A 23745-nucleotide genomic window follows, 5' to 3' on the forward strand; every position below is an offset into this window, starting at 1 on the left:
ACGGTGACGCACTGTCTGTCTGCTAGCGCTTCCGGCCGTCGGTGCACACGGGACTTGAACCCGATAAGTATAGTGCGCTGCCAAGCGCACAAAAAGGCAAGCCATACCCGGCTTACCCTCCTCCATTAATAACTTTTCTTTTTCATCTGATCCAAACTTTTAAATTCATACCCCTGCTGTCTAGCCGCATCAATGATCTGACCAAGGGCATCCGCATTATCCTTGGAAACAGCATGAAGCAAAATCACGGCACCAGGATGCAGTTGTCCCATGACATTATCGTAAGCATAACGCCACCCTTTATGGTTTTTCGGGTCCCAATCTTTATAGGCGATGGACCAGAACACGTTGGTATAACCTAGTTCTTTACTTTTAGCCAGCGTTCTTTCACTGAAAATCCCCCGCGGCGTACGCAAGTATAACATCTCCATTTGCCCGGTCAATGCCGTGACTTCATCTCTTACCCGGTTTAATTCTTGACTCATTTTATCGTTGGAAACGGTGGTGATATCCGGGTGACTCCATGAGTGGTTCCCAATGATATGTCCCTCTGCCACCATACGTTTGAGCAAGTCGGGTTGATCTTTAATATAATGCCCGGTGACAAAAAAGGTCGCGGGTACCTTCTTTTCTTTCAATACATCCAAAATCTTTGAGGTATGGCCATTTTCATATCCGTTGTCAAAAGTTAAATACAATTCTTTTTGAGTGGTATCCCCTAAAAAGATCGCCCCGTGCTTTTGCAAAATTTCTTTAAAACCCTCTTCATTAATTGAGGCAAGTCCGCCATTTTTGCTTTTCTTAAAGCCAAAATGAAAAGCATGATTAGACTCCGCTGATGAGGCTAAATAGGCAGGCTGCAACATAAACAAACACAAAAAGACGACGACAATGGTAAAAATACCACGATGTTTCATCATAAAGGTTCACTCCTTGGAAATTCAAGTGCACGCTCTCTACTTAATGTTCCCGGATAGAGTTGAACCATCTATGACAAAATAAACCAAACTACTCCCATTTAAACGAATAACTTGCCGCAGCAAAAGCGACCACCATCCACCCTCCAAGCAGCAAGGCTTCCGGCCACAAGACAGATAGATCTGCCCCGATATTCATTACTTCCCGTAAAGCAGTTGAGAGATGTGTTATGGGAATTAATTGAACAACCGGCTGCAGCCAATCGGGCATATTTTTAATTGGAAAGAAGATCCCTCCTAAGAATAGCATCGGGAAGGAAATGAACCCTGCAATCGGTGATGCACTTTCAGGTGTTTTCGCAAGGGCCGCAATAATAAATCCGATGGACATAAAGGTTAAGGTGCCTAATATCACAAAACAGACCAACAAGAACCACGAGCCGTTCACTTGTGTACCGAAGAACAGACTGCCGATCAGAATCACGATCATCGCTTGAAAGCCATTGAGGATTAGCCGGGCCGTGATTTGTGCGGCAATAAAGGTCGAGGCGCGCAAAGGAGTGCTTTGCATGCGGCGCAAAATTCCCCTTTCCCTCCAGGCGGCTATTTGTGCGGCTACACCATTTAAGTTATTGGACATAATCATCATGGCTACAATCCCAGGGACAAGAAAATCGATGTATTTTAAATTCACAGCTTGTATGCCCCGCTCCTGAATAGTCACCCATTGATTGTAATGAGTAAGACCCTTGCTTACTTGATCCACAGTCTGATTTAACACAGAAAGTCCAATTTGTGTGGCTGTTAGATTGGTTTCATCATAGAAAACTTGAACTTGTGTGCTGTTTCTGCCAGATAGTGATCCGGTTTGTTCGATCTCCGTAATATCCTTGCCATATCCCACGGGGATCACCACGACAAACTGCACATCACCTTGTTTTAGGTCATCCATTGCTTTGGTTTCATCGGTACCCACAGAAAAGGACACAACTTGCTGCTTTTCTAATGACCCAATCAAATCCCTGGAGGCTGGGGTTTGATCCTGATCGATCAAAGTGGCAGAAAGACTAACCCCTCCCCCATTTCCAAGAAAGGATCCCAAAGCAATCATCAGCACCACAGGAAAAAGCAGAGTGAAGAAAATAACAGACCGGTTACGAAAGAAAATCCGAAGTTGAGCCAATACTAATTGGAAATAACCACTCATTTTTCACGCAGCCTCCTTCCTGTCATTTGCAAAAATACATCCTCTAGTGTCGCTGACCGGGTTTGCAAATCGGAAAAGAGGAGCTTCTTCTCTTCCGTGAATCTTACGAAATCCAATAGTGTACTTTGCAGGTGATCCGTATATAAAATGTAAACTTCCTGCCTGGAATCCGCTTGCTTTACATCGTTTAACTGTTGTAATTCCTGTAGAAACCCCTGCTCCGTAAAAACCTCCGTCCCCTGTAAACGGAATTCGATGGCACTTTCAGATTGCAGACTGCGAACCAGATTTTCTGGGGTATCGAGTGCAATCACTTTTCCTTGATCGATCAAACAAATCCGGTCACAAAGGGCATGCGCCTCATCCATATAGTGCGTGGACAAAACAATCGTCTTCCCCTGTTGCTTCAATCGTAAAATAATATCCCACAAGGTGCGTCGTGCTTGCGGGTCAAGCCCGGTCGTTGGTTCATCCAGGAAAACCACTTTGGGATCATTGAGCAAAGCAAGAGCAATCGCCAGCCGTTGTTTCTGTCCTCCGGACAAGCCCTTCACTCGCGAATCCGCTTTATCGGTTAGGATCATGTCCTCCAGTAAGTCGGTGACCGACAAGGGATTATTATAAAAACTGGCATACATTGTCATAATCTCTCTTACTTTTAGCAGTTCAAAAAGCGAAGTCGACTGCAGCTGCACCCCAATGATTTGCTTCACTTGAGCCAGTTCAGTTTGGGTATCAAAGCCTGCCACCTTTGCTGTGCCACCATCCGGTTTACGCAGTCCCTCAATTAATTCCATCGTCGTGGTCTTTCCTGCCCCATTTGGGCCAAGTAAGCCAAAAACTTCTCCTTGTCTCACTTCAAATTGAATCCCATTTACCGCTGTAAAATCCCCGTATCGCTTGATCAAGCCATCCACTTGGATGATAGGCGTTCCTTCATTTATTTTGTCGTTCACACCATCTTCTCCAATCCTTTTTAATATATGGAATATGGGTAATTGATATAGTCAAGATTATAGCGGAAAAGTGGTTGATGGGCTATTGATTATGGGCGGGTAACTGTAAATGCTTGAAAAGGGGCACATATAAAGATAGAAACTTCCCCTATTAAAAAACGGGGGTTATTTCAGGGAAAATAAGGGGAGATTGACGCTTAACCTAAAAGAATTCTTGAATGAATGGATCGTGGACCCGGTTGCCCGGACCCACAGTCCACCTTATTACTTCCAAGGATAAAGAACAGGCTTAATCTCCTGAAAAGATTGCATCCGTTTTAACGCTGTATTGATATCCTTTAGCGAATATTCATTAGAGATCAATTTATGGAACGGTAAATCATGTTGGTGCTTTTCGATAAATTGAATGGCTTTCCAATAGTGACTAATGTCTCCCGAGAAAGAACCCATCACCCTCAGGTTTTTCTTGGTAATCATGGAAGGAGGAATTTGCACTGTATCGTCACCCAATTGACCAACAACCATATAACGGCCACCCGGTGCAATCAAATCAAGTCCTTCGGCAAAGGCTTTGACATTTCCGGAGAACTCAAAGACAACATCGGGACCGCGACCATTTGTTGCATCCTTGATCCGCTCCATCCGCTCCTTATATCCGGTTTTTTCAATCGAGATGACCTGGTCGGCCCCAAATTCTTTCGCCATATCAAGCCGTAGATCAGGGGCACCAATGGCGATAATATTTTTAGCACCTGAAATTTTAGCGACCCCAATGGCCAATAATCCCAAAGGTCCAGTTCCTTGAATCAAAACGGTGTCCGTATTTCGGATCGGGCCAGTTTGGTCCATCGCACTGATCACAGAACGAAAAGCACAGCTGCTTAAGCTGGCCAATCTTTCATCGATCCGATCAGGGATACGAATTCTGCCTGACTCCGGCACGACATACCCATACTGGGCAAATCCTCCCATTAGATAAGGAGGTTTTTCCATGGTTTCATACATATATCCCTTTCGGTTTACACACAGGGTGGGTTGCTTTTCTACCGTACAGTAATAACAGGATCCACAATTCGTATGTGACCAAATAACGCGATCGCCAATTTTCAAGCTTTGTCCGACGGAATCTACGTCTGCATGCCGGCCCATCGCTACGACTCTGCCTACCATTTCATGTCCGAGGATAACTGGCAGATCCACTTTGATAGAGAGGGATCCCTCCCATAAATGTACATCCGTCCCACAAATCGACGCACATTCAATTTTCACCAATAACGCCCTGTCTTCTAATTCCTGGGGGATAGGGACTTCCTCGATCTCAATTTCCTTCCCAAATTCACGAACAACGGCAGCATAACAACTTCTGGGATAATCCAATAAAAAAACTCCTTTCAAATAAAAGGCTTATTCCTTCTTTACGTTGCATATTTTTAAGTGCGAATGGAGAATGGGTCACTTATTTCGTCAGATAGTTCGATCCACACACTTTTGGTTTGCATGAAATCATAGATTGCCTCTAAACCACTCTCACGGCCGATCCCGCTGCTTTTATATCCCCCAAAAGGCGAGTTAAAAGCCGTTGCCCGGTAGGTATTCACCCAAACGATCCCGCTTTCAATGGAACGAGCCATTCGATGGGCTCTCTTCAAATTATTGGTCCAAATGCCTGCCCCAAGCCCATACTGGGTGTCGTTAGCCATTTTGATGACCTCTTCTTCACTATCAAAAGGGATCACGCTTAGTACTGGACCAAAAACCTCTTCCTGACAAATCCGCATCGAATTATGGACATCCGTCAGAATGGTAGGTTTGTAAAATAATCCTTTAGACAACTCGGGATCCGTTGGGCGTTCACCTCCCACCCGGACTCTTGCTCCTTCGCTTCGAGCGATATCTACATACTCTTCAATTTTACGCAGTTGTGCAGCCGTCGCTGCAGGTCCCATTTGCGTATCTGGAAGAGTGGGGTCTCCTAATTTAATTTCCTTTGCTCGATTTACAAGTTTATGGATAAATTCATCGGCAATGGATCGTTCAACAAAAAGGCGGGATCCAGCAACACAAGTCTGTCCACTTGCAGCAAAAATTCCGGCAATCACTCCAGATTCGGCAGCAACCAGATCAGCGTCTGCAAAAACAATATTGGGGCTTTTTCCACCCAACTCCAAGGAGACCTTAGCGAAATGCGAAACAGCATTCATCGCGACTTTTCGCCCTGTTTCTCCCCCGCCGGTGAAGGCTACCTTATTCGCCAATGGATGTTTGGAAAGGAGATCCCCTACCGTATGTCCATAACCTGTCACAACATTAAGCGTCCCTTTAGGAAAACCAACCTCATCAAATATTTTTGCAAATTCCAAGGTCGATGCTGATGTGTATTCTGAAGGCTTAAGAACAACCGTATTGCCCGCAGCGATGGCCGGCGCCAGTTTCCATGTAGCAAGCAGAAGTGGTGAATTCCAAGGTGTAATACACGCAACTACACCTAGCGGTTCCCGCAATGTATAGTTCAACACACTCTGACGATCCAATGGAATGACCGTGCCTTCTACCTTATCTGCCAAGCCAGCAAAATATTCAAACCAGGCTGGAATAGATTTTAACTGTGTATACATTTCTTTAAACAACTTCCCATTATCCTGTGTTTCAATTTTAGCTAGATACTCTGCATTTTGTTCTATAGTCACTGCTAGTTTTCGCAATAGTTTCCCACGTTTGGTCGGAGTGAGGGACCTCCATTCTGGAGATTCATAACATTTTCGGGCGGCACTAAAAGCTTGGTCAACATCCGTTTCATTCCCTTGAGGAATCAACGCCCATGTTTCCCCTGTGTATGGATTGATGGTTTCTATGTAGGATTGATCCGTTGCATCCACAAATTCCCCGCCAATATACATTTGGTAACGTTTCAAATCTGCTTGTCCCATTTATCCCTCTCCTTTGGAATTTCTTTGTTTCTAAATTGATTGAATGACTACAATTTAGTTTTTAAAAAGAACAACAAATAATAATTTCTACAAAATTCTGTTATTTCCTTCTGCAAGATAAGAAAAAAAGAGGGGTTTCTCCCGGTAACCTATTGGTAAAAAGAGCGAACTGTCCAGTGATGATTATGAAGCAGACCGAAAATAACAAAATATTCTAATAAGTTTAGTTTGAAAACGACATGTTTAAGATTTATAATGAAAGTAAGCGTTTCCATCTTGGCTATTTGGGAGGGATATTTGTGATTTTTGAATCTCAATACCGTAGAAGAGCCATAGAATCATGGGAGAGTGAACGAGAAGCAACGAAAGAGGATATCAAACAATTCATTGAGAAGAATAATCATCTTGTATTTAAACCTTTCCATCATCTACTTGCGTTGTTTAGAATTTCTTTCTTTAATAGTAAATAGTAGCCTTGATTAATAAGAAACACGAGACAGTTAGACTGCCTCGTGCTGTCTTGGGTACAAACAAGCTCGTTTTTTAATTAGTGCCCCGAAGGAGCAGATAAGCCTACTTTGTTGATCAACATCTGACTCTCTTCATTTAATCCGATAATATCTACCTGTTTATTAAGCCTTTGATATTTATAAATTACTTTAGCGATGGCTGTTACAGCCGAATGGTCCCATACATGGGAGTTGCTGAAATCAATAACAATGCGTTCAGGGTCTTCATTGTAATTGAACTCATCTACAAAGTGACTCATCGTTCCAAAGAACATTTGACCAGATACTTTATAGAATTTAGCACCATTCTCAATCGCTGTAGAGGTCTTAATGCGAGCCATTCTCCATCCAAAAATTAACGCACTAAGAATAACTCCTGCAATGACGCCTTTTGAAAGGTCATGTGTAGCCACCACAATGGCAACCGTTACTACCATTACGAAGGCATCTGCACGTGGCGTTTTCGGTAATGTGATGAATGATTTCCAGTCGAAAGTTCCAATGGAAACCATGATCATAACCCCAACTAATGCTGCCATAGGAATTTGTTTTACAATGTCACCAAGGACCAAGATTAAGAAAAGAAGAAAAACCCCTGCAACAAATGCAGATAAACGTCCTCGCCCACCAGATTTAACGTTAATCACAGATTGACCAATCATTGCACAACCCGCCATGCCACCGAAAAATCCAGTCACAATGTTTGCAATTCCTTGACCTTTTACCTCTTTATTCTTAGAACTTTTTGTTTCAGTCATCTCATCAACAATGGTAGCTGTTAACAGAGATTCTAAGATCCCTACAATGGATAAGGGTAAGGAGTAAGGAAGAATAATGAGCAAGGTTTCTAGGGATAGCTCAACGTTTGCCATGTGAAACACTGGTAACGCTCGAGTTATATCTCCCATATCCCCTACAGTTCGAACACCAATTCCCGCATAAATCGATACGGCTGTCATGATAATAATTGCGATCAGTGGAGATGGGACAGCCTTTGTAAATCGAGGTAAGATATATATAATAGCCAACGTCGCTGCTACCATTGCATACATTTGCCATGATTCACCCACGAAGTGAGGTAACTGAGCCATAAAAATCAGGATAGCCAATGCATTGACAAATCCTAGAATGACAGAATGCGGAACAAAGGTAATAAATCTTCCTATTTTCAACATCCCAAAGACGAATTGTAAAATACCTGTTAGCAACGTAGCCGCAAATAAATACTCTATACCATGCTCTTTTACAAGGTCGACCATGAGTAGCGCCATTGCACCTGTTGCTGCTGAAATCATTCCCGGACGCCCACCAACGAAAGCAATCACAACTGCCATACAGAATGATGCATATAACCCCACCATAGGGTCTACTCCTGCAATGATGGAAAAGGCAATAGCCTCCGGAATCAAGGCTAACGCTACGGTCATTCCCGCCAGTACGTCACCTCGAATGTTGGAAAACCACTCTAATTTAAAGCTCATAAATCAACCTCTTTCTCTTCCTATTCAGTTAAATTTATTGACTTTCCTCTCTCAGAAAAGTCAGAGCCGTTGTACCTAATTGTGAATTATACAGCAAACTATTGAATCTGCCCAACCCCAACATCATTCCATGTAAGCACTTTTACTAAGTGTTCAATGCTAAATTCTTTATTTTGCTCACATTTTCAGAGTTTTTCTTTCATTTCCAGGAATCCAGCATCACTTAATAAGCAGCCAGGATTATTGTTGTTAATTATGGTTATTTTAAACGAAAAAAATAAATGAATGTTAAAATATAAGTATGATTTTCAAAGGGGATTTAAAAATGAAGAATACCCAAAAATCCCCCCTTTCAATCCTCAATTATCAAAAGCAAAAAGCCTGAGAGAAACCCTTTAACAGTTATCTCCCAGGCATTTATACAGTTGCAATTAGACGGTTATTACTCTATTTCTCCCATTATTTTTAGCACTATATAGAGCCTGATCGGCTCGCTTAACTATGGTCTTAGGAACATCGTTTGGCTGAAAATAAGAAACTCCAAAACTGGCAGTTACATGGTCAACATAACGAAAAGAATGATTTTCAATGATTATCCGAAGTCTTTCTGAAAACTGTATGGATTCCGTTAAAGACCGGTTGGTTAAGATGATAAACTCCTCCCCTCCCCAACGCCCAAAGAAGTCGCTTGATCGAATATAACTTTTCACTAAGGAAGAAAACTCTTTAAGTACATAGTCTCCAACATCGTGACCGTATTCATCGTTAATTCTCTTAAAATGGTCAATATCAAAATAAATTATAGAAAAAACACTACTACTTTCATTACATCGTTTAATCTCATTTTCTATCCAAGTGTCTACCGCCCTCCGATTTCCAATATCGGTTAAAGAATCATAATAAGCATTTTTCCTTAGCATATCTGATTCTATATATGCAGAAACAATTCGCTGAAAATAAAATAGGATTAAGGTATATAAAACGGTACTAATATAAAATTGAATGAGCGTGTCATTGGCTCTTGGATTATGTAAATGAGGGATTCCCATTACTATAGTGATTAATAAAATCAAAAGGGAATATGCTAGTGCTTTTTTCCTTTCAAGAACCATAAAGATATAAACAAAGTAAATAGGAGACCATAACACATAAACATTAATAATTCCTTCTTCAAGTTGAGCAGTCAAATAATATACTCTAAACAGGTGGTAAACCCCAAAGACAACCAAACTAATAATCTCACAGGTACGCATCAAACGATTATAGTAGATGAGCACCCAAACGATCGCAAAGAATAAGCACAAAAAAGGCAGAGCTAATCCCATAAAATGATCAACAAAAGGTGAAAATAACCAATATGACGCATTTGTAATAAAAAGTAATGGGAAGATGATAAGATAAATTTTGCGTTTGAGTCTTACATACTTGTTATTCTCTGTAGAATCCATACAATTCCCCCATGTTTGCAACCTCCCTATTTTCTGTGTATTTATATTTTAAATGTTATCATTTATCGTGTAAATTTTGGTGGCAGATTCTCATCTGCCACCGCTAACAGTAATGGTTTCTCCTACTATATAATTAGATGCATCTGATGCAAGGAAGCAGATGACCTCTGCTATTTCCAGAGGGGTAGCTGCACGTTTCATTGGAACAGAGGCTACTAATCGTTCAAGGCGGTTGTCACCAGGAGCAAACTTGTCATGGAATGGTGTTTCAACCATTCCGGGGGCGACTCCATTTACAATAATCCCGTGTTCAACAAACTCTCTCGACATCCCTATTGTCATGGTGTTTACAGCACCTTTTGTCGAGGCATAATGCATACTTTCTCCCGCACCTCCAATACGAGCTGCCGCCGAAGAGAGATTGATGATTTTGCCGCTTTTTCTTGGTAGCATATCTTTCAAGATGGCTTGTGAACAAAGCAAGACGCTTTTTACATTCAACGCATAGGTTTCATCCCATAATTCCTCAGTCATATCCATAAATGTGCTTTGTTTAACGCCGCCACCAGCATTATTGACTAGCACATGAACGGCTCCATAAACGGAAACTGCCTCTTGAACCATTGCTTCAACTTGCTCTTTCTTTGTTACATCTGCGTGGATTGCTATACAATCGCCACCCTGTTCTCGGATGGCTTGAACTGTTTCTGTCGCTCCCTTTTCGTTCGAGTTGTAGTTGATCACCACCTGCGCACCCTTAGTAGCCATTAATTCTGCTGTTGCCCGTCCAATTCCAGAACTGGCTCCCGTAATAAGAACTACCTTCCCTTGCAAATCCTGCACACTCTCACCTCTTCAAACTGTTTTATTCGTTATAATATTTCGTCATATTTCCATTAGGATTGGATTAGCGTTATACCGCTTCACAAGGTTTCAACCCTTTCATAGGAAGGCTGTTTTTTATACTCCTTTTCTTTTCGACCTGCCCACCACAGACAAGGTATAACAACTAACATCTCCATAAAAATGAACAACCAGGACATGGAAAATGTCCCCGTCCAGTCAACCATCGCTCCGAAAAGCGGAGGGCCGATTACCACTCCTAATGAACCAATGCCTAAACTTAAACCACTGGCCAGGCCCGAGTATCTTTTCTCCACAGATTCTGCGGCAAAATTCATCCAAATCCCGTTAAACCCGGCAACACAGAATCCCATTAGAAAGATAATTAGGATAAGAAACCATTTGCTTGGCGTTTCCGGCAATACGGAAAGAATGATACTCGTGATGGCAGTGATCATGGCTATGGCGATTAAAACGGGAACCCGCTTGCCTGAAAATATGCGGTCACTAATGATGCCCCAGCCAATTCTTCCTACAGACCCTCCTATTTCGTACAAAGCCAAAAAGGATCCCGCTATTACCAAGGAATAATGAAGCGATTGGGAGGCATAAATCACCATGTACGTCGATACCGAGAGTTGTGCACCGGAAAGACCCATAGCAGCAAAACTAATGATGAGAAAAGGCTTATGCTTCAGCAATGGCTTAAGTGTTTCTTTAAGATTAGGCTTAACTTTGGCGGTTTCCGCCTCATCGGGGGCATCCCGATAAAACAGGAAGGACAGCCCCGCAATCACAGCTAATAATAAAACGGCACTGCCTATAGCCGGACGCCAACCGATATTCAAAGATAAAGGAATAAGAAGTAAAGCTGCAAGCGCCGAGCCACCTGTAACCCCCATTTGCTTAATCCCCATTGCCGTTCCTGCCACATGAGAGGGAAACCAATAGATGATTCCGCGACTTGATGTCGGATGCATGGCACCATAGCCAAGCCCCCCAATGAATATAAAGAACAGCGATAAAAAATACCAGGGAGATAGACAAGCGACCAAATACCCTAAACATAATACACCGCTCAGAATCAGCAGCATTTTCCTTGTCCCGAGTACATCAGCATACCATCCCGCCAAAATACTCACGATGGATTGGCCCACAAATAAGGCGGCTGGCAGAAGGCCAACCTGAGCCTTCGTTAGATCAAAGCTTTCCTCCATAAAAGGAGCAAGTGGACCAATGCATCGCCCGACAAAGGCAACCATCAATTGAGTAACTAAAAGCCAAAACAACATTCGCCAGGGTGTCTTATTCATTAAGTAACTCCTTTTCTACCTGTATCATTCACTTTTCACAGAGCTTTTCTAATGGTTCCTCGGTTTTAGTAAGACTTTGACGATCACACCCTTGTATTTTTTAGATTCCATTCTTTGTTTCATTCGACGATCACGCTGAGAAATCCCTCTAAACCCTCTTAAATTAGAAATTTTTTAACATTTTTTGGGATCACAATGACTAATTAAATATTTTTATTAATAAGCTCTGTTAAAGTTTGTTGTTGATTTTGGGTAAAATGAAAGACCCACCAATAATTTGATGGGTCTTAAGTATCATTCCGTACCGATTCACAGCTTAATGCAGACTGGATTCTTCACGTCAAGGAGAACTTCGGAAATTGGTTCGTTATCGACGGAGTATTTTAGAAGAATGAGCCCACTAGGTAGTTTTTATCCATCTTTTGGGATCTTCCCTTCTTCAAAAAATTAATCCCTTACCCGATTAAAATTTTTTCTTCAACATATCTAACTTTACTTTGGTCACGACGATTTAGGAGGGCAAAGGCCATAGTTAATGGCCCTACCCTTCCGATAAACATCATAATTACGATGAGAACTCTACCAATAGGTGAAAGATCCCCTGTCAGGCCAGCTGATAGCCCTACAGTACCGAAAGCAGAAATAGTTTCAAACAGGATCTGCTTGATGTCTGCTTGTTCTGTAATAGAAAGCAGGAAAACAATGAGGAATATAAATAGACTCCCTGTAACTGCAATAGCTAATGCCTTATTAACTAAATCCCAGGAAATCCTCCTCTTCAGGATGTTCACTTCATCCTTATTGGTAAGAACTGACCATAATGCAAGGAGAATAAGGGAAAAGGTTGTGATCTTAATCCCTCCTCCTGTTGAAGCGGAGGAAGCACCAATAAACATCAGTCCCATCATAAAAATATGAGAGGGTAGAGTCATTTGGCTAATATCTAGGGTATTAAACCCTGCCGTTCTTGGAACGACTCCTTGAAAATACGATGCCCAAAGCTTATCCCCCAAAGACATATTAGCGATGGTAGCTGTATTCTTAAACTCTAAGACAAATATAACAATGGTTGCTATTACATTCAAAATTAGTGTTATTGACAACACGATTTTCGAGTGAAGAGACAATTTTCGAAAAGATCTTTTTACCCATAAATCCATGATCACTGTAAATCCAAGACCACCGGAGATAAACAAGAGAGTTATGACTATATTTACAGTTGGGTCCCCCACCCATTTGGTTAGGCTATCTGGCTCTAATCCGAATCCAGCATTGTTAAAGCCTGAAACAGAATGAAAAACACCGTAATAGATGGCTTTTCCTATCGGCATTTCATTTGACCACCGTATAGCCAGGATGATTGCTCCAATCAATTCAATTAGGACTGTGATCGTAATAATCCTTAATACAAGTTTCACGACACCCTGCAATGCAAATTGATTTAATGCACTTTGAAGAACTAAGCGCTCCTTCAATCCAATCCTTTTCCCCAACAAAATGACCATAAATACACCTGTCGTCATAAACCCCCATCCTCCCACCTGAACGAGGATCAGCAGTACGATTTGTCCAAATAAGGTAAATGTAGTTCCTGTATCCACAACAGCTAATCCTGTTACGCAAACTGCGGACGTCGCTTCGAACAGCGCATCGATAAATCCTAATCCATGACCATGGGTTGTAGATATAGGTAACATAAATAAGATAGTACCGATAAGGATCAACAATCCGAATCCCAAGAGAAGAATTCGTGCAGGATCAAGTTCAATAAAACGAATATGTTTTTTTCTAATTGGCATATGAAACAACCCTCATTTTTACACAATGTCTGGAAGTTTATTAATCTACACGATCTCTCTCTCAAAACGCTTTAAATCGCTATTCTCTCCAACAACAACAAGGATGTCATCGGTCAGAATCGTATCTTCCGCCCTGGGGGCTATGTTTATTTCTGCTCCCCTTTTGATTGCAATTACATTAAAACCAAACTTAGCACGAATGTTTAATTCCGCAAGTGATTTTCCATCCATTCTATCTCCAGCCACAATTTCAACAACACTATAATCTTCGGCTAGTTCTATGAAATCCAATACATTGGGTGAAACAAGGTTATGTGCGACTCGGTTCCCCATATCCCTTTCGGGAAAGACTACTTTATCTGCACCCACTTTATAAAGCACCTTTCCATGACGTTCGTTTTGTGCCTTAACCGTAATATTCTTTACGCCCAACTCTCTAAGAATGAGTGTCGTAAGGATACTCGAATGAATATCAGCACCAATGGCAACGACAACCGTATCAAAATTTCGTATCCCAAGTTCTTTCATGGCTTTTTCATCTGTAGAATCCGCTTGAACCGCATAAGTTACATATTGGATATGTTCCTGAATCCGTTCTTCACTCGAGTCTATTGCCATCACATCATATCCCATTTCATAAAGCGCTTTAGCTACGCTAGAACCAAAGCGTCCCATCCCTATGATTGCAAATGTTTTTGTGGACAATGTATTACTTCCCCTTTACGATGAGGTAATTTGAAACAATACAGGCAAATACTTCTATGTATATCATTCCCTAAACCAAAATCATGCTCGTCATTATATTTCAATCAAAAGAGAACACAAAAAACCACAGGTACGGTTACCCTGTGGCCTTGAAAATTTTATTGATCACAAGTTCACACCCTCTCTTTCAACGCTTACGAGGTTAGCTGACGGATTAGGGCGGTAAGAGTCGCCCCTCTCAAATAACGAGATTCACCCCATGTGGCTGTTTCAACGCCACGGTTGGGTCCCCCGCTCCCAGTTAGGGATTAAGCGAATAAGGATCTATTTAATTATTTAGATGAATCATACTCCCCTCTGATAAGATCTGTAAAGGGATAAAAAACACCATCTCGATGCAATAAATCGCTTTCATGAATTCTTATCTTGTTATTCCTTTCGCAGATTCCTCAATACTTGGAAATTCAACATTTAGTAGCTATTCTATGATGCATTACTAGTTACATTTTAGCTGTTTTTGGAGAGTACAGAATGAATCGCCTCCTTGATCTCTTGGTAACTCGTACATCTGCAAATATTAGACTGTAACCAATTCTCAACGACCACATCCTCTGCATCCGGATGTTTTTCCATTAAAGCATGACAATTCATGATGAAACCGGAAGTACAATACCCGCATTGAAACGCCCATTTTTCAAGAAAAGCCTGTTGAATTGGCGTATTATTCAGTCCTTCTATTGTGGTAATTTGTTTTCCTATTCCTTCTACTGCTAGCATGATGCAGGACTTTTGAGGCATTCCTTCAATTATCACTGTACATGCCCCACAATCTCCATTTTCACAGCCGGGTTTTGCTCCTGTTAGTCCCAACTGCTCCCGTAATGCGGTTAAAAGAGTGTCCGCATTTCTGATATAGACGCTCTTCTCTTCACCATTTATATTCAAATGTATTTGTCGATTCATTCTGAGACCTCATCAAATTCTTTTATTATGTCAACTAAAAGATTACTTAAGATAAACTTTCGGTATGCTGATGACGCATGGTGATCATCCAAAATGGGGACAGAAATCTTCTCGATGGCCGATTGAACTTTGGATTCCAGGCTCTGCGATCGATTATTTAGTTCCTCTTCTACGCTTAAGGATCGAAAAGGATCGGTGCATAGTCCCGAAAAAGCGATTCGTATCCCATCTTCTGCATGAATAGCTGCAAGAGAAACAACCGGATAGCCGATTCGATCTATTTTTGTTCTTTTCTCACTGAGGTAAGGCAGTGTGGTCATCTTGCGCTCCACTCTCACCTGCAAGAGAAATTCTGGAGGCTGAATTTGTACTTTCCCATCAAACACATCATGGATCGGGATTTGTTTCATCCCCGTTTTGGAAGCAATAACACATGTAGCATCCGCAACCAGTAGTGGCAACACCGCTTCCCGATAATTGATTTTTCCAGTAATATTTCCGCCAATCGTTATTTTACAGCGTGATGTATGGTCCGCGATGCGATTACAAACTCGGCTCAATAAAGGAAAAGCTTTCTCTTCTTCTAACTTAGCTAATGGAATGGCAGCCCCTATAACCAATTGATCCTTTTCCCAGCCAAAATCAAGACATTCAGGCATCCCTTTGATATCAATTACTCCTTTGGTTTGGATCTGGTCCATGCGTGCCATGGTAATGATTTCGGTTCCGCCACAATAGTATATGGGGTTTTTCCCATCTACTTCCCATTTTTCATAGATGGAAATGGCCTCGGAAAACGATGAAGGCTTTTCATAGTCAAAGTTATAAGGAATCATTTGATTCCCCCCTTTTTGTTTGCCAAATCGTCTCTGGCGTTAAAGGAAGTTTATTTAAAGGAACCTCAACTGCTAATGAAAGAGCGTTAGCCAAAGCTGGTGCTATGCCGATCGTCCCATGCTCTCCGACACCTCTTGCCCCATAAGGTCCGTCGATTTGCGGTGTCTCTATAAACTCCACGACATATTCAGGCTGTTCCCCATACCTCATCATCTTATAAGTTCTAAACTGTGTGTCTAAGACTTGACCCTCCCCGTTATAGGTAAATCCTTCCCTTGTAGCAAAGCCCAATCCCATCGACATGCCTCCCATCACCTGTCCAGTTGCCCCCATCAGATTTAACACTTTTCCTAAATCAATCACAGAGACAGCCTTCTTTAGTTCATAGGTATATGTCTTGGGATCAAAGATCACTTCAACGGCTTGTGCCCCTACGGTCCAGGAGGGACCTGGTATTCCCTTTCCAGTTGAAGGATCGATATGGGTGAGATGTCTCATAATAAAGCTTCCTCGTCCAATCACTTGCCCCCCAATTGCATTTCCATTTTGATATTGGTACCCATGAACAAGGTCCTTCAGATAGAGGGATTTTTTTGGATTCGATTTTAAATAAGCTTTTCCTTCAGCCACATCGATATCCTCCGGGTTGCAAAGTAAAACGCTGGATGCAAGCCGACAGATTTGCTGGATGGCATCCTCTGCCGCACGAAGTACCGCATTCCCAACCATATAGGTAGACGAACTTGCAACGGTCTTCCAGTGTTCGGGGTTGACCTCCGTATTCACATCCATCATGACATGAATCTTCCCCATATCCATCTTAAATCTTTGAGCCAAGATCTGAGCGAGAGTCGTTTTTGTTCCTTGGCCGATTTCAACGACCCCACAAGACAAATTGATGCTTCCATCTTTATTAAAAGTAATCACGGCTCCTGATGATGCATTAGTTGATGAAGTGGATGTTTTCCAAAAACAAGAAACCCCTTTTACTTTTATTCTTTCATTTTCCACAACCGTTTTTTGCCCTTCTTCCCAATGTATTAGCGCTTTTGCCCTGTTTAGGCACTGGAATACATCTCCGATATTGCTTTGCGTCAATTCTGCACAAGATGGCGTTGTATCTCCAGGCCTAATCACATTTTTCAATCGAAAATCAATGGGGTCCATCTGCAGCTTTTGAGCCATGAGATCGATCGTTCGCTCAATGGGAAAGGTCAATTCGATGTGAGCATATCCACGAAAGGAGGTCGCGTAGGTGTGGTTAGTAAAAAGGCATAAAGAGTCGCACCACACATTATCTATTTTATAGGGTCCCGTACAATTTAAAGCAGCTGCCTTACTGATATCCACTCCTTCATCTGAATAAGCCCCGCCAATAAAATAAAAAGTTATCTCAGCCGCCATAATTTGTCCTGTTTTTGTGGCCCCCATTTTCACTTTTGCATCCAACCCGATATGAGTAGGGGAAGTCATAAAATCCTCTTCCCTGCTATTAGCCAATTTAACCTTCTTCCCATTGACCGCCCTTGATGCAATATAGGCCAGCAATTCAAGCTGAACAGCCGCTTTCCCTCCAAATCCACCACCGACAAGTGGGACTTTCACGTGTACTTTTTCTAATGGAACAAAAAAATGATCGTGAATCAATTTTTTTACGTCATATGGGGCTTGGGAGGCGGTCAAGATCTCCACTACCCCATTCGGGAAAATCTCTGCAGTGGCACATCGTGTTTCCATTGCTGCATGATCGGATTGTGGAAAGAAAAAGGAAGACTCAACGATAATCTCGCTTTGTTTCCAACCGTCCTCCATGGATCCTTTTCTGATCTTAGTACGGTTTGCGACATTGGTATTGATTTCTGGATGAACCTTATTGTCTTTGCTGTATGAGGCAAGGTTAGGATGAACAAGAGAAGGATTGACCTTCAAGGCATCAGCCGCAGATAAAACCATTGGAATGGCTTCATACTCTACTTTTATCATTTTACAAGCGGCCTTTGCTTGGTACTCTGAATCTGCGACAACAAGAGCCACTGGTTCTCCATGATGCCGTACTTTTTCTATCGCTAAAAGAGGTCTTCCTTGAATATGAGGACCCACACGAATCGGAATATCTTGCCCCGTAACGATGGCACGGACTCCTGGAGCTTTTTTTGCTTCCGTGGTGTCAATTTTGACGATCCGCGCATGAGCATGTGGACTAGTTAGTAACTTTGCATGGAGCATTCCTGGTGAGGAAAAATCCGCAGTATATTTGGCTCGACCCGTTACTTTATCCTCTGCCTCTATACGAGGAATGCTTTTCCCTATTACGTCCATACATATCTCCTTTGATAAATTTTAAATGTACAACCAAAATGGCATTGATTCATCTCTATCCGAATAGAGATCTTATTTTATTATTAAAATTTTTATTTGCCTTTTATTTGGCTCAAATTCGTAGAGGATCATTACGAATTATTTATCAGTGTTAATATTTTCAAATTCAGTTATTTAATTCACTTCATTAATCGAACCTCATTAGCCTTCTATAGAGCAGAGGTGCTTCCCAGAATGAGAAAGATGATAACAGCTTTTCTCATATTAGTTACTACAGAAATGCTGCATTAACACAATAAAAAAAGGCTTCCTTCATATATTCGGAAGCCTTTTTCACGTGTTATTGAACTCTATTCAACTCTTGATCTCCGTTAGAATGCAATATTATTTTTAGTTTCTATAAAACAAATTGTTAATCTGTAAAAGTCTCTGTTATTACTTCTTCAAAAGCATATAGTAATGTTCGTATTCTTGCTTTCCCTCCTTAACTATCTGAAATCCTACTGTCTGAACTAACTCTTTCATTTCTTCTTTTGATATTCTGTTTTTTAATGGCGGACCAATATGACCTTCAGACTCGGGATCAAATTCAGCAATTAAAGCACATCCATTCCCATTGATGTGCTGATAGACATTTCTTATGATATCAACAGGCGAATCAGCGTGATGAAGAACATCTGTAATCATCACAATATCTACTTTCCCTACAGGATCTAATGACCCTTCAGCATTCGTATAAATCGGTTTAATGTTTTTATTGTTTCCGTCTATATCTTTTAGAAATAAATCAAGAGCTTCTTTTGATTGATCTAAAGCGTATATTTCCCCCTTATTCCCAACGGCACGTGAATATTTTAACGTAAAAACGCCGGGTCCCGTCCCAATATCAAGTACCGATGATCCTTGCTTCATCCCCACAAGTTCAATCCATTCATAAACTAAGGACTCCCTTTGCAATTGTCTTCTCTTGACTTTTTCCCATCCTACATTGGATAAATCCTTATGAAATTCCATATAAATTAACCCCCTACCATCCAAAATCGATCAAAGTATAAATTACAAAAAACAAAGAAAGCAAAACAGATAGAGCAGTTAAAGAAATCATCCAGATCTCCTTACAACGATGTTTGATCAAACGATAAACGGAGAAAAGAGCAGTTACTAAGGTCATCACAATCATAAATCGCCGAATCCAAATGACCCCAGACATGGTAGCCATCATATTCGTACTCCCGCCTAATAGCATAAGAATACCCATGTGAAGCCAATGATGGGAAGAAGCAATAAAAGAAAACAGAATAGAAAAAATCGATGCAGAGGCTTGCCCTAATTTAAAATTCATTAGATTTGCTCCTTTTATTTGATAACGCATTTGTAAATAAGGTAAAACCTTTTAAGATTTGATGCTGGTCATCTTCCGATACGTCACCTAAAATGGATTGATAATATTGGATGGATTGCTCTCGCACTTGTTGCAGAGAACGTCGTCCTTTTTCATTTAATGAGACTAATACTTCACGACGATTGTCTTCATTTGAAACTCTATTAACAAAATCATTTTTAACCAAAATATCAACTAGACGGCTAACTGTACTACGTTCTAAGAATAATCGTTCTGCCAATTCACCAATGGTTAAACTCTTATCTTCTAACTCTTGTAAAGAAAAGACTTGAGAGGGCGATAAATGAAAACCACATGGAGTAACATTTTGTTCAAGCAAACCGAATAACCGGATAAACTTTTGAACGTTATAGCGTAGTTCTAATACTTCTTCTTGATTCAAATCCTACACCATCCTTATCAAAAATGCATAATACAATACATGTATATTACATGTATTGTATTATGCATATATCTCCTCGTCAATAACCAACTTATTTATTAGGCTTGAATATTGCATTATTCTGCCCTTTAAGGGGTTCTGCAATTTGAAATCTTATATACCTCTATGTTTTTGCTTTAATTTTACATATTTTTGCTTTGTTGAAGAAGTTTTGATTCCCCTGTACGTTCCAATTCTTCAACTGTTTTATAGGCTTCTTCAGGGGAATACCCTTTCCCTACAAGAACTCCCATGAGAATAAATTCCTGAAGAATGTGTGTAGCATTTATTCCTCTTTTAACATCCTCTAACCCTTCTTCCACCAAAAATTCTGTGTACGTTACCCATTCATCTGGAGTCTTGCCAAAAACCTCATTTGCTTTGCCATGACCTGAACCTTCCTCAGCAGCCACCGCATCTGCTTTTGTTACATGAACAGTGCCATATGGATGGTTGGGTGGAGCATATATTGAGTAAAGTTTTAGTGGAATATTACCTGTATTGATTAGATTGTGCCATATTCCAGCAGGTATGACTATAGCAGTATCATCGTTAATATTTCTTTTAAAATAAAAATGGGCACCCATGTTGGATACCCTGATCATTTATCGATAAATTTTATAAAAAAGAATGGATTAGAAATAGGATGGCAAATACTATTCCGGATCGCAAATGCCATTTCCGATCGAGCCTCTGATATCGAAATAGCCCCGATATAGGAACCGGAAGCAAGACAAGTAAAGCAAGCAATCCACTAATATTGTTAAAATCAAATTCAAACCCATACATGAAAACAGCTATTGTATGTAGGATGATAAAAGCGATAGCGATGATGGCTATAGGAGTATGCCATTTTCGGGCAAAACGTAATAAGGTGGATAACCATTTCTTAATATTGACTAAATCCTTCAATACATGAAGTCTGATTATACGAAGAAGCACATAATAAGCTAGCGCAAAAAATATAGCAATCCTTGCATTGGAACCAAAATTTTTAAAAGTATGTTCGAATCTCTTACTGTGTAAAGTGGATAACGGAGTATGCAACAGCCCTAAGTATTGCCATATAACTAACGCAATAGCTATACCGATAGCCAAGATTACCCATTTTCGTTCCATTACAGGAATCAAACTCTTTTTCTGATTACTATTTTCCCTTGTTTCCATTTTTCTCCCCCCTCTAAATAGAGGTAGTATACCCGACATTTATGAAAATTAAATGAAAACAATGAACCTAGAAGGAACTAACCTCATGTATTTCTTTTTCTGAGTACATTTTTAAGATAATAATAAAAAGTTAAGCAAGGTTTGCAATCATTCCTCTTGTTCACCTTATATGATTTAAGCGCACTTGAATTGAAAATCGTGCTGTTGAATAGACTTCTTAAATATATTCCTTGACAGGAATATTCTCCTTTAGGTATATTGGTAAAAATATTGTTTTAAAGGAGTTGGTTAAATAAGAGATGGATTATACAACAATCTTAAGCGCTCTTGCCGAGCCCAATAGGTTACAGATTGTTGAATTACTTCGTAAGAGCCCATTAACTGTGGGGGAAATAGCAGACCATCTTGATATTCGACAGCCCCAAGCATCTAAACATCTCCGTGTATTGCATAAAGCAGGAATGGTGGAGTTTACCGTAGAAGCGAATCGTCGAATCTACAAGCTGAGGTCAGAGCCCTTTAAAGCATTAGATTTATGGCTTAAAGAATACCGTGATATTTGGGAAGAAAAATTCGACAACTTGGATTGTTATTTACAGGATCTACAAAAAAAAGTAAATAAAGAGAATGAAAACTAAAATTTTTGGAGGAATCAATGTCAATTCAAATCAAAACTACTCATACTTTCAATGCTCCACGTGAACTTGTGTTTAAGGCATTAACTGAATCGGAACACCTAAAGAATTGGTGGGGGCCAAAAGGATGGACATTCGAGGTTTCAAAATCGGATTTCCGTCCGGGCGGTGTTTTTCTTTACAGCCAGAAACCTGCTGACGGCAACGTAATGTGGGTAAAATTTGTATACATCGAGATTATCGAACCAGAAAAAATTGTTTACACTAGTTTCTTTTCTGATGAAGAAGGTAACACTGTACGTGCACCCTTTGACGCAAATTGGCCTATAGAAACCCTGAATACCATTACGCTAACCGAGGACGGAGGAAAAACAACGCTTACAATGATTGTGTCTCCCGTTTCTCCGACTGAGGAAGAGATCAAAACCTTCGAGACTTCAAAAGAGATGGCTCAAGAAGGATATACCGGAACCTTTGGTCAATTAGATGAGTACCTAACAAAGATATAAGCCGTTTAAAATATCCATTAAAAAAACACCGACTACCGGTGTTTTTTGTTATTTATAACTCTCCCTTCTTTATGAACTTCGCAAAAATCCAAACTGGAAGTATTCGCGAAATGATTGAACTCGTATCCGTTACTTCAACAGTTATTTATACAGCCCATAGATATACCAACCACTCCATACCACTAATGCGATCCAAATGGTTATTATGAGTGTGCCTGTTATCCAATTCTTAGGTTTGCCTAGTTTTCTTTGTTCCTCTGCCTTTGTTCTGTATTCTTCAAGCACTTTTTTGGGGAACAATCGCAAAGCAATGTAAACACCTAGCGGTACAAGAATTAGATCATCAAGGTATCCAAGAATCGGTATAAAATCTGGTATTAAGTCCACAGGGCTAAAAGCATACGCAACTACACAAATTGCAAATATTTTCGTAAACAATGGCACTCGTGGGTCACGATAAGCCAAATACATCACCATCAAGTTTGTTTTAAGTTTCTTTGCCATCGTTTTCAATCTAGTTAATAATGATTGCTTTTCATTTGCTTTAGCGTCCATAGTCAAATCACCCTTTAGAAGTTCAAAACTACTGAAAAATCAGATATTTACCTCATTTAAATATTCGGTATTATCATTGAAGAATCCTGTCCGAATCTTATCATCCAAGATATCAACAAAAGAATAAATCCAATTACCGTGAACCCCATAATACAGTACCATTCGTAATCACCGATAGTAGTGAAGTTGAAAATGTTTCTTCATTTAAAGGAATATATTGAACATTAGGTGCGGGTGTCATTATTTTCCACGTATAAACCACTGGTATGTTAACTGTTGGATTTTGCTGATCTTTTATTCCTTGCTCAGCCATTTTTGCAGCCGAGCTGAACATACTCACTGTTATTCTCGGCTTTGTTAGTCGTTCATCAACGTATGTGAATAGAATCTTCCCATATGTTCCAACCATATCAATCCGCCCTCTAGAACCAATAATCCATGTTCCCAATGGTTCTAAAACAACTCGTTGACCCTTTATATCAATGTTCATTTTGTCTACTTCATAATCACCAAGATGTTCCTCATTAAGTATTATTTTTTCAAATGAAATTCTTATATTTGAATTTGGTTTGTCAGTAAGAGGTTTTAGCCAAGACGTTATATTTTGATACAGGTCTTTAACAGAATGTAGCCATTTCTGTTTATCTTCCTCATAATCAAAAGTATCTTTTTCCCCAGATTTATCGTTTAAAAATTCCTCTAAGTCCTTTAAGCTCATGGTATACACCTCTTTTTCTTTCATCTTGTTTTCTATATTCATTGTACTTTTGAACTGTAATAAGTGAAATATGGTCAATATCCGGCTAAACTTCACCCCAGATCACAGTCCCCC

The 23745-nt window shown here is 40.4% G+C and carries 22 protein-coding genes, 1 pseudogene and 1 riboswitch; of the genes and pseudogenes, 2 read left to right on the forward strand and 21 right to left on the reverse strand.

Going from position 1 to position 23745, the window contains the following annotated elements; all coding sequences use genetic code 11:
* Nucleotides 1-125: 125 nt before the first annotated feature.
* From pdaA to J2Z37_RS24080, 19 genes and pseudogenes are all read right to left on the reverse strand, one after another.
* Nucleotides 126-866 (reverse strand): delta-lactam-biosynthetic de-N-acetylase, encoded by a 741-nt coding sequence (gene pdaA / locus J2Z37_RS23990; protein WP_425340351.1) that lies wholly within the window; start codon nucleotides 864-866, stop codon nucleotides 126-128.
* 142 nt (nucleotides 867-1008) lie between these two features.
* The gene (locus J2Z37_RS23995; RefSeq protein ID WP_209812872.1) at nucleotides 1009-2124 is read right to left on the reverse strand and encodes an ABC transporter permease; all 1116 of its coding nucleotides are present in this window, start codon (nucleotides 2122-2124) and stop codon (nucleotides 1009-1011) included.
* The gene (locus tag J2Z37_RS24000) at nucleotides 2121-3080 is read right to left on the reverse strand and encodes an ABC transporter ATP-binding protein (protein ID WP_342453880.1); all 960 of its coding nucleotides are present in this window, start codon (nucleotides 3078-3080) and stop codon (nucleotides 2121-2123) included. Before J2Z37_RS24000 ends, J2Z37_RS23995 begins: the two co-directional genes overlap by 4 nt.
* Before the next feature lie 264 nt (nucleotides 3081-3344).
* Complete coding sequence (locus tag J2Z37_RS24005; RefSeq protein ID WP_209812873.1) at nucleotides 3345-4457, reverse strand: zinc-binding dehydrogenase; 1113 nt, start codon at nucleotides 4455-4457, stop codon at nucleotides 3345-3347.
* Between the two features lie 53 nt (nucleotides 4458-4510).
* Nucleotides 4511-6007: an aldehyde dehydrogenase gene (locus J2Z37_RS24010; protein WP_245204228.1), complete on the reverse strand. Its 1497-nt coding sequence runs from the start codon at nucleotides 6005-6007 to the stop codon at nucleotides 4511-4513.
* A 547-nt stretch (nucleotides 6008-6554) separates the two neighbouring features.
* A complete protein-coding gene (locus J2Z37_RS24015; RefSeq protein ID WP_209812874.1) occupies nucleotides 6555-7997 on the reverse strand; it encodes a SulP family inorganic anion transporter in 1443 nt (480 codons plus the stop codon).
* Nucleotides 7998-8428: 431 nt separating this feature from the next.
* On the reverse strand, nucleotides 8429-9445 hold the full coding sequence (locus tag J2Z37_RS24020) for a GGDEF domain-containing protein (RefSeq protein ID WP_209812875.1): 1017 nt from the start codon (nucleotides 9443-9445) through the stop codon (nucleotides 8429-8431).
* A gap of 90 nt (nucleotides 9446-9535) precedes the next feature.
* Complete coding sequence (locus J2Z37_RS24025; RefSeq protein WP_209812876.1) at nucleotides 9536-10288, reverse strand: SDR family NAD(P)-dependent oxidoreductase; 753 nt, start codon at nucleotides 10286-10288, stop codon at nucleotides 9536-9538.
* Between the two features lie 80 nt (nucleotides 10289-10368).
* The gene (locus J2Z37_RS24030; RefSeq protein WP_209812877.1) at nucleotides 10369-11601 is read right to left on the reverse strand and encodes an MFS transporter; all 1233 of its coding nucleotides are present in this window, start codon (nucleotides 11599-11601) and stop codon (nucleotides 10369-10371) included.
* A 455-nt stretch (nucleotides 11602-12056) separates the two neighbouring features.
* Nucleotides 12057-13400 carry a TrkH family potassium uptake protein gene (locus J2Z37_RS24035; protein WP_209812878.1) on the reverse strand — a complete coding sequence of 448 codons (1344 nt, stop codon included), beginning with the start codon at nucleotides 13398-13400 and terminating at the stop codon, nucleotides 12057-12059.
* 45 nt (nucleotides 13401-13445) lie between these two features.
* Nucleotides 13446-14105: a potassium channel family protein gene (locus tag J2Z37_RS24040; RefSeq protein WP_209812879.1), complete on the reverse strand. Its 660-nt coding sequence runs from the start codon at nucleotides 14103-14105 to the stop codon at nucleotides 13446-13448.
* A 175-nt stretch (nucleotides 14106-14280) separates the two neighbouring features.
* Nucleotides 14281-14430: riboswitch (cyclic di-AMP (ydaO/yuaA leader) on the reverse strand.
* Between the two features lie 182 nt (nucleotides 14431-14612).
* The gene (locus J2Z37_RS24045; RefSeq protein ID WP_209812880.1) at nucleotides 14613-15068 is read right to left on the reverse strand and encodes a (2Fe-2S)-binding protein; all 456 of its coding nucleotides are present in this window, start codon (nucleotides 15066-15068) and stop codon (nucleotides 14613-14615) included.
* Nucleotides 15065-15904, reverse strand: coding sequence for an FAD binding domain-containing protein (locus tag J2Z37_RS24050; RefSeq protein ID WP_209812881.1), 840 nt, complete (start codon nucleotides 15902-15904; stop codon nucleotides 15065-15067). The genes J2Z37_RS24045 and J2Z37_RS24050 overlap by 4 nt, the downstream gene beginning before the upstream one ends.
* Complete coding sequence (locus J2Z37_RS24055) at nucleotides 15891-18224, reverse strand: xanthine dehydrogenase family protein molybdopterin-binding subunit (protein ID WP_209812882.1); 2334 nt, start codon at nucleotides 18222-18224, stop codon at nucleotides 15891-15893. Before J2Z37_RS24055 ends, J2Z37_RS24050 begins: the two co-directional genes overlap by 14 nt.
* Before the next feature lie 435 nt (nucleotides 18225-18659).
* On the reverse strand, nucleotides 18660-19238 hold the full coding sequence (locus tag J2Z37_RS24060; protein ID WP_209812883.1) for a class I SAM-dependent methyltransferase: 579 nt from the start codon (nucleotides 19236-19238) through the stop codon (nucleotides 18660-18662).
* A 13-nt stretch (nucleotides 19239-19251) separates the two neighbouring features.
* A complete protein-coding gene (locus tag J2Z37_RS24065; RefSeq protein ID WP_209812884.1) occupies nucleotides 19252-19566 on the reverse strand; it encodes a hypothetical protein in 315 nt (104 codons plus the stop codon).
* On the reverse strand, nucleotides 19556-20008 hold the full coding sequence (locus J2Z37_RS24070) for a MarR family winged helix-turn-helix transcriptional regulator (RefSeq protein ID WP_209812885.1): 453 nt from the start codon (nucleotides 20006-20008) through the stop codon (nucleotides 19556-19558). The genes J2Z37_RS24065 and J2Z37_RS24070 overlap by 11 nt, the downstream gene beginning before the upstream one ends.
* A gap of 182 nt (nucleotides 20009-20190) precedes the next feature.
* Nucleotides 20191-20616 (reverse strand): annotated as a pseudogene (locus tag J2Z37_RS24075) (cupin domain-containing protein); the annotation flags it as partial.
* Between the two features lie 49 nt (nucleotides 20617-20665).
* Entirely contained in the window at nucleotides 20666-21214 is a 549-nt protein-coding gene (locus J2Z37_RS24080; protein ID WP_209812886.1) for a hypothetical protein, read from the reverse strand.
* Nucleotides 21215-21513: 299 nt separating this feature from the next.
* On the opposite strand from J2Z37_RS24080, the gene J2Z37_RS24085 reads away from it, so the two are divergent.
* Nucleotides 21514-21852 (forward strand): ArsR/SmtB family transcription factor, encoded by a 339-nt coding sequence (locus J2Z37_RS24085; RefSeq protein WP_209812887.1) that lies wholly within the window; start codon nucleotides 21514-21516, stop codon nucleotides 21850-21852.
* Between the two features lie 17 nt (nucleotides 21853-21869).
* Complete coding sequence (locus tag J2Z37_RS24090) at nucleotides 21870-22358, forward strand: SRPBCC family protein (RefSeq protein ID WP_209812888.1); 489 nt, start codon at nucleotides 21870-21872, stop codon at nucleotides 22356-22358.
* 141 nt (nucleotides 22359-22499) lie between these two features.
* Here J2Z37_RS24090 and J2Z37_RS24095 read toward each other — a convergent pair whose 3' ends face one another.
* Together J2Z37_RS24095 and J2Z37_RS24100 are read right to left on the reverse strand one after the other, a co-directional pair.
* Nucleotides 22500-22913: a YkvA family protein gene (locus J2Z37_RS24095; protein ID WP_209812889.1), complete on the reverse strand. Its 414-nt coding sequence runs from the start codon at nucleotides 22911-22913 to the stop codon at nucleotides 22500-22502.
* 133 nt (nucleotides 22914-23046) lie between these two features.
* Nucleotides 23047-23673 (reverse strand): hypothetical protein, encoded by a 627-nt coding sequence (locus J2Z37_RS24100; RefSeq protein WP_209812890.1) that lies wholly within the window; start codon nucleotides 23671-23673, stop codon nucleotides 23047-23049.
* Nucleotides 23674-23745 lie beyond the last annotated feature (72 nt).

This window comes from Ammoniphilus resinae, from assembly GCF_017873965.1.
GTDB lineage: Bacteria > Bacillota > Bacilli > Aneurinibacillales > RAOX-1 > Ammoniphilus_A > Ammoniphilus_A resinae.